The sequence below is a fragment of the Neobacillus massiliamazoniensis genome (assembly GCF_001048695.1).
In the GTDB taxonomy this organism is placed as follows: Bacteria; Bacillota; Bacilli; order Bacillales; family Cytobacillaceae; genus Neobacillus; species Neobacillus massiliamazoniensis.
In genome coordinates, this window is the sequence record NZ_CVRB01000001.1 from 997,278 (window position 1) to 1,015,441 (window position 18,164).

Annotated in this window: 15 protein-coding genes and 1 pseudogene; 12 read left to right on the forward strand and 4 right to left on the reverse strand. The window is 36.1% G+C overall.

Annotated features, from left to right (window positions below; translation table 11 throughout):
- Positions 1-1,024: 1,024 nt before the first annotated feature.
- The 4 genes from BN1082_RS04810 to BN1082_RS04825 all read left to right on the forward strand — a co-directional run bounded on the left by BN1082_RS04810 (position 1,025) and on the right by BN1082_RS04825 (position 4,033).
- A complete protein-coding gene (locus tag BN1082_RS04810; protein WP_090631622.1) occupies positions 1,025-1,666 on the forward strand; it encodes a pyridoxamine 5'-phosphate oxidase family protein in 642 nt (213 codons plus the stop codon).
- 200 nt (positions 1,667-1,866) lie between these two features.
- Entirely contained in the window at positions 1,867-3,168 is a 1,302-nt protein-coding gene (locus BN1082_RS04815) for a serine hydrolase domain-containing protein (RefSeq protein WP_090631625.1), read from the forward strand.
- 98 nt (positions 3,169-3,266) lie between these two features.
- Positions 3,267-3,485, forward strand: coding sequence for a PspC domain-containing protein (locus tag BN1082_RS04820; RefSeq protein WP_090631629.1), 219 nt, complete (start codon positions 3,267-3,269; stop codon positions 3,483-3,485).
- 146 nt (positions 3,486-3,631) lie between these two features.
- The gene (locus BN1082_RS04825) at positions 3,632-4,033 is read left to right on the forward strand and encodes an SRPBCC family protein (protein ID WP_281176998.1); all 402 of its coding nucleotides are present in this window, start codon (positions 3,632-3,634) and stop codon (positions 4,031-4,033) included.
- Between the two features lie 32 nt (positions 4,034-4,065).
- Here BN1082_RS04825 and BN1082_RS28080 read toward each other — a convergent pair.
- Positions 4,066-4,218 (reverse strand): annotated as a pseudogene (locus BN1082_RS28080) (site-specific integrase); the annotation flags it as partial.
- Positions 4,219-4,383: 165 nt separating this feature from the next.
- Between BN1082_RS28080 and BN1082_RS04835 the strand changes: the two are divergent.
- Both BN1082_RS04835 and BN1082_RS04840 read left to right on the forward strand, forming a co-directional pair.
- Entirely contained in the window at positions 4,384-5,043 is a 660-nt protein-coding gene (locus BN1082_RS04835) for a hypothetical protein (protein ID WP_245640313.1), read from the forward strand.
- 1,045 nt (positions 5,044-6,088) lie between these two features.
- Entirely contained in the window at positions 6,089-6,553 is a 465-nt protein-coding gene (locus tag BN1082_RS04840; protein ID WP_090631637.1) for a GNAT family N-acetyltransferase, read from the forward strand.
- 696 nt (positions 6,554-7,249) lie between these two features.
- Here BN1082_RS04840 and BN1082_RS04845 read toward each other — a convergent pair.
- A complete protein-coding gene (locus BN1082_RS04845) occupies positions 7,250-8,011 on the reverse strand; it encodes an SDR family NAD(P)-dependent oxidoreductase (RefSeq protein WP_090631639.1) in 762 nt (253 codons plus the stop codon).
- Between the two features lie 272 nt (positions 8,012-8,283).
- On the opposite strand from BN1082_RS04845, the gene BN1082_RS04850 reads away from it, so the two are divergent.
- The 6 genes from BN1082_RS04850 to BN1082_RS04875 all read left to right on the forward strand — a co-directional run bounded on the left by BN1082_RS04850 (position 8,284) and on the right by BN1082_RS04875 (position 15,778).
- A complete protein-coding gene (locus tag BN1082_RS04850) occupies positions 8,284-8,763 on the forward strand; it encodes a DUF6530 family protein (protein ID WP_090631642.1) in 480 nt (159 codons plus the stop codon).
- Positions 8,764-8,791: 28 nt separating this feature from the next.
- A complete protein-coding gene (locus tag BN1082_RS04855) occupies positions 8,792-9,148 on the forward strand; it encodes a GIY-YIG nuclease family protein (RefSeq protein ID WP_090631645.1) in 357 nt (118 codons plus the stop codon).
- 197 nt (positions 9,149-9,345) lie between these two features.
- Positions 9,346-10,179, forward strand: coding sequence for a hypothetical protein (locus tag BN1082_RS04860; protein WP_245640314.1), 834 nt, complete (start codon positions 9,346-9,348; stop codon positions 10,177-10,179).
- 250 nt (positions 10,180-10,429) lie between these two features.
- A complete protein-coding gene (locus BN1082_RS04865) occupies positions 10,430-13,849 on the forward strand; it encodes a BC_2427 family protein (protein WP_090631650.1) in 3,420 nt (1,139 codons plus the stop codon).
- A 166-nt stretch (positions 13,850-14,015) separates the two neighbouring features.
- Positions 14,016-14,789, forward strand: coding sequence for a CsxC family protein (locus BN1082_RS04870; protein ID WP_425412124.1), 774 nt, complete (start codon positions 14,016-14,018; stop codon positions 14,787-14,789).
- A 191-nt stretch (positions 14,790-14,980) separates the two neighbouring features.
- Positions 14,981-15,778 (forward strand): CsxC family protein, encoded by a 798-nt coding sequence (locus tag BN1082_RS04875; RefSeq protein ID WP_245640315.1) that lies wholly within the window; start codon positions 14,981-14,983, stop codon positions 15,776-15,778.
- A gap of 230 nt (positions 15,779-16,008) precedes the next feature.
- Here BN1082_RS04875 and BN1082_RS04880 read toward each other — a convergent pair whose 3' ends face one another.
- Together BN1082_RS04880 and BN1082_RS04885 are read right to left on the reverse strand one after the other, a co-directional pair.
- Complete coding sequence (locus BN1082_RS04880) at positions 16,009-17,037, reverse strand: YheC/YheD family endospore coat-associated protein (protein ID WP_090631655.1); 1,029 nt, start codon at positions 17,035-17,037, stop codon at positions 16,009-16,011.
- A 30-nt stretch (positions 17,038-17,067) separates the two neighbouring features.
- Positions 17,068-18,090: a YheC/YheD family endospore coat-associated protein gene (locus BN1082_RS04885; RefSeq protein WP_090631658.1), complete on the reverse strand. Its 1,023-nt coding sequence runs from the start codon at positions 18,088-18,090 to the stop codon at positions 17,068-17,070.
- Positions 18,091-18,164 lie beyond the last annotated feature (74 nt).

The following is an 18,164-nucleotide window of genomic DNA, read 5'->3' on the forward strand; positions in this document are numbered from 1 at the left end:
TATCTCTGTTTTCGGTCATCAAGAGGGCTCTTTGGTGACCTGTTTTCAGCTTTATCTCTGATTACGGTCACCAAGAACCCTCTTTGGTGACCTGTTTTCAGCTTTATCTCTGATTACGGTCACCAAGAACCCTCTTTGGTGACCTGTTTTCTGTTTTATCTCTGTTTTCGGTCATCAAGAGGGCTCTTTGGTGACCTGTTTTCAGCTTTATCTCTGATTACGGTCACCAAGAGTCCTCTTTGGTGACCTGTTTTCAGCTTTATCTCTGATTACGGTCATCAAGAGGGCTCTTTGGTGACCTGTTTTCTGTTTTTTCTCTGATTACGGTCATCAAGAGGGCTCTTTGATGACCTGTTTTTTGTTTTTTCTCTGATTACGGTCATCAAGAGCTCTCTTTAGTGATTGATTCTGACAATTTTATCTTTCTATTTCTTATCGAAATAACAGGTATATCCATTCTTGCTTATTTTCAGATCTCGACAATTATTTACCACCTTATGAAGGGGGAAAACCTTGAGGGATAAGGGGCTCGATTCGATTTATTCAAACGTTTATTTAAAAGGGAAAGAGCACGAAAAGAGGCGGAGAATGTCTTGGATTGATTTTTATTAGAGAATAGGGGCGAATCCTTGGATTTTTCAAGACATCTTTCAACCATTTTTTCATGCGTTAGGGTCAAATTTTCGTTGCCATAGAGGGAATTCTAGCTGTTTTAAACAAATGTTTGATTGAACAGGAAAACCCCCGAAAGGAGTAGAAAAATAGGCTGCTTTGGCAGATAAAAACCCAATAAGTGGGTTCATGACGAATAGCCCAGATGAATACCGCATCAAATGACAATTCATGCAGCTGTTTTTGGCCAAAAAGGCTGATTTGATAAGGCTGACAGAAGAACTAAACAAACGTCTGATTGAAAAGTTTATGTTTTAGTTTCTTTAAATTTCGAACAATTTTGAATAATGGTAGTAGAACAAACTTTAATATTGTATTATGGGTATATATTCCAATATTAAAAGGTGATGAAATGAGTACAAAGTTTAAAGAGATTATCTCTACAAAAGAAGAATTTGAAGAGTTCCGTTCATTTATTGGAGAACCAAGCCAAAGAGCAGCTAATAAAGTAATTCCTTTTATCGATGAGCATTGCAGAGACTTTATTTCCAAGTCACCGTTTTTGTCCTTGGCAACTTCTAATTCAGAAGGGCAATGTGACGTATCACCAAGAGGAGATGCCCCCGGGTTTGTGACAGTTCTTGATGAACAACATTTGTTTATTCCCGAACGTCCGGGAAATCGAAGAATGGACTCTGTCCAAAACATTATTACCAACCCTAATATCGGTCTCCTCTTTTTCATACCTGGATTAGGAGAAACTTTGAGAATAAATGGAAAAGCTTATATTTGCCGTGATCCAGAGCTTCTTGAAAAGAGCATTGTAAATGGTCGAGCCCCTTTATTTGGTATAGGAGTAGAGGTAAAGGAGTGTTATGTACACTGTGCTAAAGCCTTTATACGCTCAGAATTGTGGAACCCTGATTCATGGTTAGCTAAAGAGGCTCTTCCTTCTGCTCCTCAAATGTTGGTTGCTCACACTAAAATACCTAATGTTACTGCTGATCAAGTAGCAAAGGAATTACAAGAAGGCTATACAAATCGGCTTTATTGAAAAATGTAGCGATTATTCAAAAAGAATGGTCGCTATTTTTTTCAAGTAGCATAGCGGGGGTAATGATAAGCCGTGTGATGACCCAAGTGTCCAACTTAGCACTTCAAGAAAAGTTCAAAAAATGAGTGAAAAAACCAGTTGCCGTGCTTGGCTGCGTCTCTATTTGAACTAAGGAAAATTTTAAGGAGGAACCGCCTAACTTGAAAGTAGAGGATTGTATAAATCAATGGATCGAAGCCAATGAACGAAATGGTTATTTGAATGGCTCCATATTAATTGCTGCAAATGGGAAGATTCTTTTAAACAAAGGTTTTGGGATGGCAAATTGGGAGCATGCGGTACGTAATAAACCTGAGACTAAATTCCGTATCGCCTCACTTACAAAGGCTTTCACTGCGTTTGGAATATTTCAATTACATGAGAAGGGGAAATTGAATATCAACGATTGCGTTGGTAAGTACCTTCCTCAATATCCAAATGGTGAAAAAATAACGATTTATCACTGCTTAACGAACACCTCTGGAATTCCTAATTACACAAGTTTTCCTGATTTTTGGGATCGTACGATGAGGCTTCCTTCCACTTTAAATCAGCTAATCGCCTCATTTAAAGAGATCAACTTAAACTTTGAGCCCGGAACAAGATTTGAATACTCAAACTCTGGGTACGCGTTGCTTACGGCTATTATCGAAACTGTTTCAGGCATGTCTTATGCTGAGTACATACGAGAACAAATATGCCATCCGTTGGGAATGTATCATACCGGCTGTGATGATGGAATGACGGTGGTTCCTAACTTAGCCTCAGGTTATTCGTTTTGGGAAGCCCCTATTCACGCAGCGCACGCAGACTTATCATTTCCATTAGGTGCCTATGGCCTTTATTCCACAACCGAGGATTTATTACTATGGGATCAGGCATTACAATCATCCAAGCTGCTAAATAAAGAACTAGTGGAGAAAATGTTTACGCCAACTCTCGGTTCATACGCTTGTGGTTGGATGGTTTCAGAAATGCTAGGCAGAAAATGCGTCCATCATTTTGGAGATATCAGCGGTTTTTCCTGTGATTTTCTCAGATTTGTAGATGATCAAGTGACCATTATCTTCCTTAGCAACATGAATGTTACACCTGTAACTCATATGACTAGAGAAATCGCTACACTCATTTTTGAAAAAAATGAATCATTACCACTTCCTGCTGTTCCGATCCACTTTACCAACGGAGAACGTTTTGCTGGGAAGTATGTCATAGAAAATGAGCAAAACAAAGTTCTAGACATCTCTGTAAAGAATGGCGACCTCTATGTAACAGTTTCCAAGATGTACGGTGCACTCTATAAATTTAAGCTCGTCCCCGTTCGCCACGAGCCAGCAAAGACTACTTTTATAACTGAAATGGTGAACGAACAACTCATCTTCCATTATTCACTGTCAGGTGATCTAGAATATGTGGAGTACATAGATTGTTCTGGGGAAAAATACAGGGGCTTTAAGGGGTAAAAAAGAGCAAGATTTTGAGAGTGTTAATTGGACGAACAAAATTTTTACAAAAAACCGTATACAAAAGTTGTTAATAAAAATACTGGAGTTGTTTTTTTATGAAAGATATTAAATTGGTCCGGTCTCGTTCGGATCAAATGCTGTCAGGTGTATTAGGAGGTCTAGCCCCTTTACTCAAAATTGATGTTACTATTCTTCGTTTAGTTTTTGCTTTAATAACATTTTTCACAGGAATAATGCCAGGCACTATTGTATACATCATATGTGCATGTATTATTCCAATTGAACCAAAAGCAAAAGATCCTGGAAAATGGTAATGAAAAGGTCAGAGTAGAAAAAGGTTAGGATGTTTACATTAAACCTTATTGCAGTAGGACTGAATGGGGCTGAAATAAATGTGTGATAAATTGTTCAATGAACCACCTACATTAGAAGGGGTAAGGAGGAGAAAGGAATAGCTACTATTCGTAAAGAAATCGTAATTGAAGCTAATGCTGAACAAGTATGGGACGCAGTGAGTGATATCGGTGCTGTACATCAACGGTTTGTGCCAGGGTATACTTTGGATACCCAGTTAGAAGGTAATGATAGAATTCTATATTTCCCACATGGAGGAGTAGTACGTGAACGGATTGTTTCGATTGATGACGAAACATATCGGTTCGCTTATGCAGTTATTGAAGGAAGTAATCCCTCCTTAATTCATCATCATGCTTCTTTTCAAGTTTTTGCAAAGGATGAGAACGAAAGTATACTCGTCTGGATCACTGATTTTCTACCAAAGCATACAGAGCCTGAAATGAAAATCCGCATTGATCGAGCAGCTCAAGTAATAAAGCAGACTATTGAGAATGAAGTAAAATAGTAAACTTTTAAAAAAAATAATATCGAGCCATATTAAAGAAGGTCTTTCATCAGTTTACTGAACTCGTGGGAGGCCTTTTTTTCCATATTGGCGGTCATATGAGCGTAAATATTTATGGTTGTGTTAATGTCTGTAGGTCCTAAACGCTGCTGAGGCTCCTTTACTCCTACACCAGCTTCAACCAAAAATAGAATTCCTCAAGAAAGGGGCAATCTGCTCTTTCTTTGTCTCGTATCGCTGGGCGATATAGATTGCAAATAAATCTAAAAACCTTCATAATTTAATAGAAAAGGAGGCCCGATATGCGAAGCGATATACAAACGAATGAACGAGCTTTTTCTTCTAAGGAAGTGGCAGAAGAAGTGGGGATTGCAACACCCACTGTTCGAAAGTATGGCCAAATCTTGGAGCGGAATGGATATGAGTTTTTAAAAGATGGCGATCGGCGTATTTTTGTTCAATCAGACATCGGAGCGCTTATAGCGTTACGCGATACGGACAAGCCACTAGACGATACAGCTAAAGGCCTTGTGAATCAACAACAGGAAAGATTAGAAGAATCCAATAAAACAGAGATTGCGATACCCGATACATATGAAAATTTACCCCAAGACCCCAATCAATTAAAAGAGATTTTAATGTTTTTAGTCAATGAACTCGCAGCAACGCGTGAAATGAATGTCCAACTGACAAATGATATGTCTGATCTTAAAATAACGGTTTCTCGGCTCAAGCAAGATCATCATGTTATAAGTTCTAGTATTGGAAATTCAACTCAAAAAACACATGCTAAAATTGAAAAATTAACAGAACAACAAAATACCAATTACGAAACATTGCTGCAACTAGAAAAACAAAAAAGTGAACTCTTACAAAAGGAAATACAAAATATGCGGGACGAACAGAAAAAAGAATGGAGTTCACAAAATGATTTTAATAAACGATTAGAAGAAGCGATACAAAAGCCTAAAGAAAAACGGGGAGGGCTTTTCTCTATATTCCGAAAATAAAGTGGTTGAGATCCTCAATTCAAAACAAGAGTCATCCTTTACAGAGTTCCACAAGAAAGGGGCGTATCAACCCTTTTTTTGATTCGTATCGGTTGGCGATATAACTTGCAAATAAATCCCCAGAACCATCATCTTTATGAAAGGGGATTCCGATAAGCGATATGATATACATCGGAATGAATGAGCATTCTCTTACAAGGAAGTGGAAAAAGGAGGAGGGGCTCAACACGCGCTGTCAGAGAGTACGGACAAAACTTAGGGTGAAATGGTATTTGTGTTTTAAAAGATGAAGATTGGCTTATCATTGTTCAATCAGATATCGAAGCGCTTATAGCGTTACGCGATACGGACAAGCCACTAGACGATTCACTAAAAACCTTGTGTATCTACAAAAAAGAAAGATTAGAAGTACCAATGAAACATAGATTGCGATACCCGATACACATGAAAATATACCCCTCGACCCTATTCCCTCTTTACGATATTTAAGTAGTAAATTAGAGTTAATGATTATTTAAACCTTAAGAAACCAAATAAAAAGGAGAAATTCCTTTGTTCTGAATATTAGGATTCACTATTTTTCAAATTTCAACAAATTCCCGGGAAATATCTACAAATTATGCGTAGATATCGACAAAAATTAGAAGCATTTAAATAACTATAAACTCAGATTCATTTTTTGTGAAATTGCAAATGGTGTCAGGTGATTATATAGGTAACTATAAAAAAAGAAACAAATAGTCCTTCTCTATTATATTCCATTAAAGGGCGCTTTTTTTAGAAAGAAGCGTCTTTTTGAGATGCCCCTACACATTAAGGAATTAGATTTGTTAAGGTAAAAAAAGATTGTAAAGATTTTCACTTAAACGAACGGGGAGCTTTGCTTTAAGATTGGGCTGCTATAAAAGGCATCTTGTCTTATTGTACTGAAAGAAGGAAGAAAAAGTTTTATAAAAGTTAAAATACTCGTAACGGGTAGTATTCATCGAGTTATTACAGGAAGACATCACATAAAGTAGTAAACAAAACTTAAGGAGGTATTGTAGTGAACCAACAAAGGATCATAATTACTCAGTATAATCCCATGTACGCTGAACAAACAGTGGATATGTGGCGAGATAGTAAGGAGCATGCTATTGGTCAGAAAGAAATTCACAGTTTTGAAAATCACGTTTATTTTTTAAATCATATATTGCCTGAACAGTTTCAAATAGATTTAGCGTTAATTGATGAAAAAGTAGTTGGAATGATTGCCTATAATGAAAGGGAAATTAGCCAACTTTATATTCATATAGATTATCAAAGAATCGGTATAGGTCAAAAATTACTAGATAAAGTAAAAGCACAATCAAGTGGGAGATTAACATTATACACATTTGAAGTAAATGAAAATGCACAACGATTTTATGAGAAGCATGGATTTAAAATCATTGGTAGAGGACATGAAAATGAAGAAAATTTACCTGATATTCAATATGAATGGATATACAAAAAAACTGTAAATAATTAGGAGTTAAAACTCTTCACTTTTCTATTAAAAGAAATCCGGCTTCGACAATTATTTTCTTCTTTTGAAGGGAAAAAAACTTTATTGATAAGTAGTATGGCTCGATTTAATCAAACGTTTGATTAAAAGGGAAAAAGCCAGAAATGAGTTGAAAATATCTTGGATTCATTTTTATTAGAGAATAGTGGCGAATCCGTATGATTTTCCAGACAACTTTCAGCCATTTCTTCATGCTGTCGAGTCAGACTTTCGTTACCATAAAGGGAATTCTACCTGTTTTAATCAAACGTTTAATTAATCATGAAAACCCATGAAATGAGTAGAAAGATAGTTTATTTTGGCAAATAAAAACCCTTCCAAGAAAAATAAACCCATTATCATATTTAGCATAATCGTTAATGGTATTTTGTTTCTAACATTGTTGGCTATTATTTATCTATCGCTAATAGCAATAGGTATTTCAGGATAGGAGCTTGGAAATGTTCGCTAAGCAAATACACCACCAAAAAAAGCCAATTTCCTTTAAGGAATCGACTTTTAATTTGTCTATTTTAAGTTAAAGCTCCCGTTTATGTACTTTGTTTCTCAAACTCCATTTTTATTTAGCCAATAAAATGTCTAACAATGGTTTTAATCACTTTTACCAGCAACGAGATGTATCTCGGTAACGACGGTGTGCTGTTAGGCAATCCTTCCGGTTTAGTCCATGATTGAGCCACAGGTCAGGTTCGCAATGGTTCCGGTCATCGCGCTGGCCCGATCAGAGGCCATGAAGACCGCTGCATTGGCAACCTCGACTAGTGTTGGGAGACGTCCTAGCACGGTTCCATTTTCCATGTAAGTCCTCACTTCGTCAGCATCCGTATTCCACGTCTCCGGAATGGCATCGGATCGCAAACATGCGACGCGGATTCCCTGCGGACCAAGCTCACCCGCCAAGCTACGAGAGAGTGCTTCGATAGCGGCGCATGCTGTTCCGAAGCCTCCAGTCAAATGGTATTTGTGGTCACGACCGGACAGTCCTGCCGAGGATGAAGAGAGAGTTAGGATGACGCCAGATTTCTGTAGTATCATATGCCGAGCCGCTGCAGTTGCAGTAAGGAAGTTCGTTTTAACGCCCGTCAGGATTGGAAGAGTAAAGTCTTCGCATGGCATCTGAATAAGCGGGGTTCCCAGGATGCCTTGAATCCAGATCGCGTTGAAAGAGATATCTATACTGCCTGCCTTCTGTACAATCGTATCGAGATGCTGCTCGATAACTTGTGAATCGAGGGCATCGACTTGAGCCACCTCAGCTGCTCCTCCTTCGTTAATAATTTCCCTAGCCACCTTATTAAGAGTATCCAGAGTTCGACCAGCGAGAAATACCTTAGCCCCGTCCCGAGCGAAAGCACGGGCAACGGCTCCTCCGATTGAGCCAGCAGCACCGTAAATGACTGCATTCTTGTTTTTCAATAACATTTGTATCCCTCCTTTATGTCAATATTTTATAAAATTCAAATAATTAATGCAATATTTTAAATATTTCATAAAAATATATTAATGGTCATAATTGTGTTCTATATTTTTGTAAGAATAATTATTACAAACTTCTATAAGTGTGGTTTAAAGTTAAAGATTTACACAAAATGGTATTTGTGCTTTTTAAGATAAATTGACATATCATTTAAGAAATGTTAAATTCTGGTTAGTAATTCAGTAATTTACTAAATTACTGAATAGGGGGCTAAATAATGAAAATACCGACTATTTTAAAACATAAACCCGTTATTGTATCTGAGAATTATGAAAATGTAGATGGCAGAAATGCTTATCATACCGATGCAAAAGGACTTTCATTAGGATTGGCACAATGGAATGATCGGGGAAAAGTAGATATTTCCGCTAAAGTATGGAGACACACAGGGGAAAAATGGTCAAGACAGTCTGAAGAATTACCATTTCACCGTGTCATTGACCTTGCCATTCTAATTTGTAGAGCAAAACTTCATTTTCAAGATGCTTACCGTTATGAAAAGCTGTATGATTCCGAAAACCCTATTATAGATAGAGTAGGGCTGCAAGGAGATGCTATGACGGTGGCTGTATGTACGGAAAATGAAAAAATTAACGAGGATATTAAATTATTCAGCCAAGCTCTAAGTGATGATGATGAGCTTATTGGTGAACGATTGCGTGTTCTATCAAGAACCTTAAAAGAGATGGGATATTAAGCAATAGACCCCAAAGGGAGAGAGAACGGTGGATAAGAGCAGGCGTAAGGAATTAAAAGAGGAATTTAAGCAAAATAAGACCTATATGGGCATATATCAAATTAAAAACAAGGTTAACGGAAAAATTTATGTTGATAGCAGTCCTAACTTAAAAAACAAGTGGCTAACACTGAAAATGCAACTTGAAACGGGGAGATTCGCAAATTCCCAGTTGCAAAAAGATTGGAGTCAATTAGGGGAAGATGCATTCGTCTACGAGGTACTAGAGAAGAAGGAAGTTGAGGAAGATATAGACAAACGCTGGCATCTTAAGCAAATGGCAAAGCAGTGGATAGAGAAATTGCAACCTTATGGAGACAGAGGATATAATAAGCCGGCAAATTAAAGCACTTCAGTGCTTTTTATTTATTTTTTTGTGAATGATTTTACTTAAACGATCGGGTGTTTATCTCCAATAAGACAACATAAATGATCTCCCATAATCGTGAGCTTTTCTTAAATATCATTGCAGCATGATAAGAGGAAACACTGGTTCTTCACGTATACTCCGTTCTCCCATAAACTGAGAGTGGGGTGTTGAATGTGTTACTACGGAATCAAATGGACCCAGCCGCATATCATCAAAAATATTTTCGTCCATCTAGTTTACCAGCTTTAAATTTGAGATTTACAACTTGGGATTTTTTCCAACCATATTATGAAAAAACTCACGACCACATTCATGTACCTGCGGAATTGACTAAAACCCCTGAAGATACCCTTCTTAATTATTTTAGCATTTTGCGCGAAGCTGAAAACATGGGAGGGAGAAGCTGCGGAACGGTTGGTCATGCTCGAATTCCATTTCCACTTGCCTACAATTTTTTATCAGAGGAGTATAAAGAAAAATTAAGCTATGCAGCCTATTTTAATTCGTTTGCTGGGATTGGGCATACGAGTTTGATCAAGCTATGTCGTGTGCCGGATGGAAAACGGGGAATACGTTTTTTCTATGAAATTGAAACAATTGAAGGGTTTAAGGGCAAGAGAGCTGAGTATTTTGGCTATTCTTACGGATTTATTCAGCTTGTTCACGAACAAGAAGGTTACCGAATTACAGATTTGCAGCAGTTTCCTGAGGATTTCCTATGCGCACCGTACCATCTGTGGCAACATGATGGGGAAGCAGTTGTCGATGTGAAATATGGATATTGGTGCAAGTTGATTCAGAAAAGATACCCAACGATAAAAAATGGTTATGTTAAAAATATTTATTTTCACGGTAACGATGGTTCTGATTATTATTTTATATTCTTTACATTAACAAATGGAACTGATGTAGAAATCGCTCAATTTCGCAAAGTAGGCGATGAAAAGTGGAAACAAGTGAAAATGAAGCCAGAAGAAGAGTGTTTAACTGAAAAAGAGGTTCGATAAAGTATATACTTTTTTTGTTTCACTAAAGGGGTACAAGAGTTAAAGGTCCAGCTGCCATTTTTGATTATTGAATAAAATAATTTAGAGAGAATCCTTACAGGCACGGGGGTTCTCTTTTTTACTGTATTCAGCAGTTATATCGTCTTCATATACCTGTAATTGATTTTGAAAATTGGAATTGTTCGGGCGCAAAAGTAAAAATAATGCATAAATAAATATAGTGATTATTGTTTGGGTTGGAAGTGAAATAATGAAGACTCCATGGATTAACTATAGAAAGATGCATGAAATATGTGCTAATCAGATGATTGTTTTTAAATCTCCACCAGTTCAAAATATATCTATAGCTCTGAATTTCATAAGTATAAATGGAGTAGGTACAGAAACAGATAAGAATATTAGTGAATTAGATACTACGCCAATCTTTGATAATGTAAATGCAACAAACAATCCACAAGAAGATATTGATGTAAACAACGTGCCTGAACAACACGAAAAAAGTCATACTGACAGTATACTTGATCTCTTTAAATCATCTGATGGTATAGATTCTAACCATGTTTCCAAGGTAGATGATGAAACTGATAATGGTTTAAACCTATCTGATTCCACTGATTATAAGCATAATTTTAAAACAAAATCTGCTGATGAAACAAATAATACTGCTCAGAAAGATTTTTTTGGTCTTCATCATCCTTCAGAATCTGACTTTATGCATCAAATGAAGAATCTTCATGAAAAAGAAGAGGTGGATGAACCCCATCCAGCTGAAGAAACGAAGGATACAGCACAAACAGATTTTACTTTTGACCATCATCATCCTTCAGAATCTGACTTTATGCATCAAATGAAGAATCTTCATGAAAAAGAAGAGGTGGATGAACCCCATCCAGCTGAAGAAACGAAGAATACAGTACAAACAGATTTTACTTTTGACCATCATCATCCTTCAGAATCTGACTTTATGAATGAAAAGAAGGATTATCATGAAAAAGAAGAGGTGGATGAACCCCATCTTGCTGATGAACCGAAAGATACAGTACAAACAGATTTTTTTGGACATCAGTATCCTTCTGAACCAGACTATATGAATGAAAAGAAGGCTTTTCATGATAAAGAAGAGGTGTTTGAAACCCGTCCTGCTGATAAAAAGAATAAAACATCTCAAATAGATTCTGCAGTTAACCTTCAGCATCCATCTGAATCTGACCTTATGAATGAAAAGAAGGATCATCATGATAAAGAAGAGGTGTTTGAAGCCCGTCCTGCTGATGAAACGAATGATACAGCTCAAATAGAATCTGCAGTTGACCATCATCATCCATCTGAATCTGACTTTATGAATGAAAAGAAGGATTTCCATGAAAAAGAAGAGGTGTTTGAAGCCCGTCCTGCTGATAAAAAGAATAAAACATCTCAAATAGATTCTGCAGTTAACCTTCAGCATCCTTCTGAATCTGACCTTATGAATGAAAAGAAGGATCATCATGATAAAGAAGAGGTGTTTGAAGCCCGTCCTGCTGATGAAACGAATGATACAGCTCAAATAGAATCTACAGTTGACCATCAGCATCCATCTGAATCTGCAGTTGACCATCATCATCCTTCTAAACCAGACTATATGAATGAAAAGAAGGATTATCATGATAAAGAAGAGGTGGCTGAAACCCGTCCTGCTGATAAAAAGAATAAAACATCTCAAATAGAATCTGCAGTTGACCATCAGCATCCATCTGAATCTGACTTTATAAATGAAAAGAAGGATCATCATGATAAAGAAGAGGTAGTTGAAGCCCGTCTTGCTGATAAAAAGAATAAAACATCTCAAATAGAATCTGCAGTTGACCATCAGCATCCATCTGAATCTGACCTTATGAATGAAAAGAAGGATTATCATGATAAAGAAGAGGTGTTTGAAGCCCGTCCTGCTGAAGAAACGAATGATACAGCTCATATAGAATCTGCAGTTGACCTTCATCATCCATCTGAATCTGACTTTATGAATGAAAAGAAGGCTTTTCATGATAAAGAAGAGGTGTTTGAAGCCCGTCCTGCTGAAGAAACGAATGATACACTTCAAATAGATTCTGCAGTTGACCTTCAGCATCCATCTGAATCTGACTTTATGAATGAAAAGAAGGATCATCATAATAAAGAAGAGGTAGTTGAAACCCGTCCTGCTGAAGAAACGAATGATACACTTCAAATAGATTCTGCAGTTGACCATCATCAGCCTTCAGAATCTGACTTTATGAATGAAAAGAAGGCTTTTCATGATAAAGAAGAGGTGTTTGAAGCCCGTCCTGCTGAAGAAACGAATGATACAGCTCATATAGAATCTGTAGTTGACCTTCATCATCCATCTGAATCTGACTTTATGAATGAAAAGAAGGATTTTCATGATAAAGAAAAGGTGTTTGAACCCCGTCCTGCTGATGAAACGAATAATACAGCTCAAATAGAATCTGCAGTTGACCTTCATCATCCATTTGGATCGGACTTTATGAATGAAAAGAAGGATCATCATGATAAAGAAGAGGTAGTTGAACCCCGTCCTGCTGATGAAACGAATGATACACCTCAAACAGATTCTGCAGTTGACCATCAGCAACCTTCAGAATCTGACCTTATGAATGAAATGAAGGATCATCAAGATAAAGAAGAGGTGTTTGAACCCCAGCCCGCTGAGGAAACGAATGATACACCTCAAATAGATTCTGCAGTTGACCATCATCAACCTTCAGAATCTAACTTTATGCATCAAATGAAGGATCTTCATGAAAAAGAAGAGGTGGATGAACCCCAACCAGCTAAAGAAACGAAGGATAAAGCACAACCAGATTTTGCTTTTGACTATCAGCAACCTTCTGAAACTGACTTATTGAATGAAAAGAAGGATCTTCTTGATAATGAAGAGATGGATGAAACCGACCCTACTGGTTATACGAGTGGATTTAAAAATGGTCAAGGAAAAGTATATTTTATGACTAAAAAAAGTCCATTCTCCATTCATGTAGAAATTGATGATTTTCTACATGCTCCTATCTGTGGCGATGTAGTTCAAAATAAATTTGAATTTCTTGACTTAAACAATAAACAAACCCCTGAATTTGATACAAAACTAATTAATACTACAGCTTATTATCCTGAACAGCCTGATTGTCGTTTGGTTTGCTCTAAAATTCATGAATTTGTATTTTTAACTTATGATCAAAATGAAGGTAAGAATAACAAAGGTAATCATTATAAATCAGTTGGCGTTCCTATGCATGGCTCACTATTTACGGAAGCAGAAGAATCAAATAATAATTCTTATATGCATATTAGGGTTCCAGTTGTATTAGGGGAGTACAAAATAGAGATATGTTTGGAAGAAAATGTTACGTTTAAAGAAGAAGTTAAGGGGATTAAAGGAGTTTCTAAAGAGGTAGTAATAAGCAATTTTAGATTAGTACCTACTGTATTATCACAATCATTAAATAATGGGACGCGTACAATATTAAAAGGAATTTTATTTATTGAAGGATATATTGATCAGAAAATTGAGTATACTGCATTTCCCAATAAAATTACGGAGTCCTTAACTCCTTTAAACCAATTAAATCAGAAAATGTCAGTGGAATTAATGATTCATATCCTACAAGTCCAACAAGTCCGAGTCAAAAGATAACTTATTTATGATTTACGCTCAAAATACCTCGTTTTTGTAAAAATGTGTTAATGGCTATTATACTTGTCCAATTCTTTTACAAGACTACTGAATATTATACTAATGTAAAAAGCGCTTTTTACAAAAAATATAATGAAATGAGGTAATTTTTTTGAGTAATGATAATATGCAAGCAAATCAAGCCATGGACCCCCCTGGTCCTTGTTCAGTAGATACAACACCATTAACACCTTTTACGAGTGCAAATACCGCAACAGTAGCTGGACCAATTGTTAATAGGATTAAAGTTCCTGTTGTTCTAGCAGAGCCAACAATCCAAATTCCGCTTGAGACAACGATTACCCTTACGCCTGCAGCAACTGAAATTAAAAGAGTCAAAAAAAATGTATTTCTGGATCAGGTGAAAATTGTTCCGGTTGCACCATTTACACGTATTGACGGTACTGACTTTTTTAGCTTTTCAAGAGCTAAATTATTTATAGCAGGGCATATTCGAAAAGATATTGAATTTACTACGGCTGGGACTACGGTTGGGGCATGTACTGTAACGCTTCAAGATAGAGTTGTCGATATTCCATTCACTGGATTTACAGAACTTAGTGTAGCGGCTGGAACGCTTATTAATTTACCAATCCTCGGTATCAATGAAACTTCCGAGTCTAGTTTCCTTAGTGATGCAAACAACTTAAATGCTCGCTTGGATAAATTTTTCTTCAACAATCTTGTCAAATTCAATGAACAGCCATTTGGTGAGTTAGTAGCCGCAAACTTCTTTGAACTTGATTTTGCGACACCGGAACCAGCACCTGAGGCAGCTTTTAGCACGTTGACTGAAAAACTCGTCCTAGAACTTACTGTAAAAGTATTACAAACTCAGCAACTTGCAGTTACTTTAACTACAGTCGTTCCTAATCTTCCTGGACTTACTCCTCCAATGTAATGCATATGTAAGAAAAAAGGATCTGTTTCTTTGAAACAGATCCTTTTTGTTCTTCTGTTCAAATGCCTATTTTCCCAAATATGTGTGAATGTCCTATTATAAATACCCATTCTTTAAGACAAACGCGGAATACATTAACAATGTAAATAGGAGTGTATTTCTAAATATTATAAAGAAATGAGGTTATCTTTATGGGGAGTAATCAATCAGAACATCATGATCATTCAGAGCATGATCATGAGCCAGAACACCCTCCGGTCCCCGGAGGTCCATGTCCAGTAGAACCAAAAGAATTAGTGCCATTAACGAATTCAGGTACCAATCTATTTGTTGGGCCGGCTGTTACGACAACGATTAAAGTTCCTGTTGTAACAGCAGAGCCAACGCTGCAAATCGTGGTAGAGTCAACTATTAAACTTCATCCTGCAGCAACAGAAATTAAAAGAGTGAAAAAAAATGTATTTCTCAATCAAGTGAAACTTGTTCCGGTTGCATTTACACGGATTGACAACACAGACTTTTTTAACGTGACAAGAGGTAAATTATTTGTATCAGGGCATATTCGAAAAAATATTGAATTTGCTTCGCATGAATGTAAAGGAACTCTTCAAGATCGAATTGTCGATACTCCATTTACTGGTTTTACAGACATTACAGCTTTCACTAATCCTCCAATCATAGGGATTGCTGAAACTGCTGAGGCTAATTTCCTTAATGAGAAAACCAATTTAGATGCTCGTTTGGATAAATTTTTCTTTCAAAATCTGGTCAAATACAATGAACAGCCATTCGGTGAGTTAGTAGCCGCAAACTTCTTTGAACTTGATTTTTCACCAACTATGGTATCTCCTGAGGGAACTTTTAGTACATTGCGTGAAAAAATAGTTCTAGACCTTACTCTAAAAGTGTTACAAGTTCAGCAAATTCGATTTACAGCAAGTCCAGTAGTTCCTGTGCTTACTGGTCTTACTCCTCCAGTAACTCCTTGAGTCTTTTAGCTACCCTTTCTTTTCTATGGGAAACGTTATTCTTAAGGGAGGTAGAATGACCATACTGCAGCATTTCAATATATATAAGAATTTATGTAGTTTTTTACACTATGTATGATGTTGAAAAAAGAGGTTCATGGATGGGGGAAGACGATTTGGAAAAACAAAGCATGTTGATTATTAAATATAGTGGAGCATGATTTTTCATGCTCCTTTACTTAGTTTCCGATTTAATGTTTATTTGATTCAGCTAAATATTTCGCATACAGAATCGTATTTTTAGCTACATCTAATTCAACATTAAATATATTAGGTGGACCGGGTCTCCAATTTACTTCAAAAAGCCATAGTTTTTGGTTTGGATCTATTCCGACGTCAATTCCTAATTCATCCAATTCAATGTCATATAAAGAATCAAAATGATTTGAAAAACTTATCGCAAACTGTTCAAGATACCTTTGAATATCGTACCAGGAGTCACCAAATTCTGTTTTTAAAAAAATTTCCAGGTAAGTACTATAACCACCACTACCCATATTAGATGTTATGGTCCCCAGACGCCCTATCCTTGGATAAATTGAAGTAATAACCCATTTTCCTTCTCCATTTTTTTGTACATGCAATCGGAAATCAAAAACTTGACCAGATTTTGTTTGACTTGAAATAAACTGTTGTACTACATAATCTTGTTCTAGTATTTTATGGGATATCAAGTTTAACAATTCTTTTTCATAAATAGAGGATACTAATCCCGCATCATTAATTTTGTAATGATCTACTCCATCTTTTTCAATAAAAATAACGCTCTCACCTTGATGTCCAGTTATCGGTTTGATAATAACTTTTTTATAACGTTTGATCATGTCATAAAAAATCTGAACGTTAGTTAATTTATAAAAAGGAATAAGGTATGGTTTAAATTCTTTTGCCCGTTTAATTCTGTTATATACACTTATTTTGTCCCCAATTGAATGACTTGTAAACGGAATCCTATCAAACAAATAATCAACGATTTGCTCAGCTTGATCACCTACAGGATAACTTGCATTATAAATGACATCAGGGAAAGGGAATTCCTTGTCAATCCACTGGCCATTTTCATAGGCTTTCCCTAAAATTTTTTGCTGTTTTATATTTACCTTCCCTGGGGTAAAGTAAAAAAAGTTTACACCTTCTAATTTGGCTACAGCGGCATAAGCATAGGCTTTTTTTACATTACTTGGATCTGTACGATGATGAAGCATGCCAATTAGCGTCATGATACTTCTTTCCACCTCTCCAAATTCTGTTTAATGTTTATTTGTATCAGCTAAATATTTAGCATATAGAATCGTATTTTTAGCTACATCTAATTCAAGATGATATATAACAGGTGAACCTGGTCTCCAATTGACCTCAAAAAGCCATAGTTTTTCATTTGCATCAATTCCGACGTCAATTCCTAATTCATCTAATTCAATATCATATAAAGAATCAAAATGGTTTGAAAACCTTATCGCAAACTTTTCAAGATCCCTTCGAATATCATACCAGGAGTCACCAAACTCTATTTTTAAAAAAGTATCCAAGTAAGTACTATAACTACCCATATTAGATGTTATGACCCCTAATTGCCCTATCCTTGGATAAATAGAAGTAATAACCCATTTTCCTTCTCCATTTTTTTGTACATGCAATCGGAAATTAAAAACATGACCAGTTTTTGTTTTACTTGAAATAAACTTTTGAACTAGGTAATCTTGATCTTGTATTATATGGGATATCAAGTTTAACAATTGTTTTTCATTAATAGATGATACTAATCCTGCATCATTAATTTTGTAATGATCTACTCCATCTTTTTCAATAAAAACAACGCCTACACCTTGATGTCCAGTTAGCGGTTTAATAATAACTTTTTCATAGCGTTTGATTATGTCAAAAAACATCTGAACATCAGTTACTTCATAAAAAGGAATAAGGTATGGTTCAAATTTTTCTGCCCGTTTAATTCTGTTATATACGTCTAATTTGTCTCCAATTGAATGACTTGTAAACGGAATCCTATCGGATAAATAATCAACGATTTGCTCAGCTTTCTCATTTACAGGATAACTTGCATTATAAATGGCATCAGGAAAGGGAAATTCCTTTTCAATCCACTGGCCATTTTCATAGACTTTCCCTAAAATTTTTTGCTGTTTTATATTTACCTTTCCTGGGGTAAAGTAAAAAAAGTTTACACCTTCTGCTTTGGCTACAGCGGCATAAGCATAGGCTTTTTTTACATTACTTGGATCTGCACGATGATGAAGCATGCCTATTAGCGTCATGATATTTCTATTTCACCTCTCATTAAATTTCTCTTCTAAATGAAAAGAATAGATAGAGTAATAGTCATGATTAA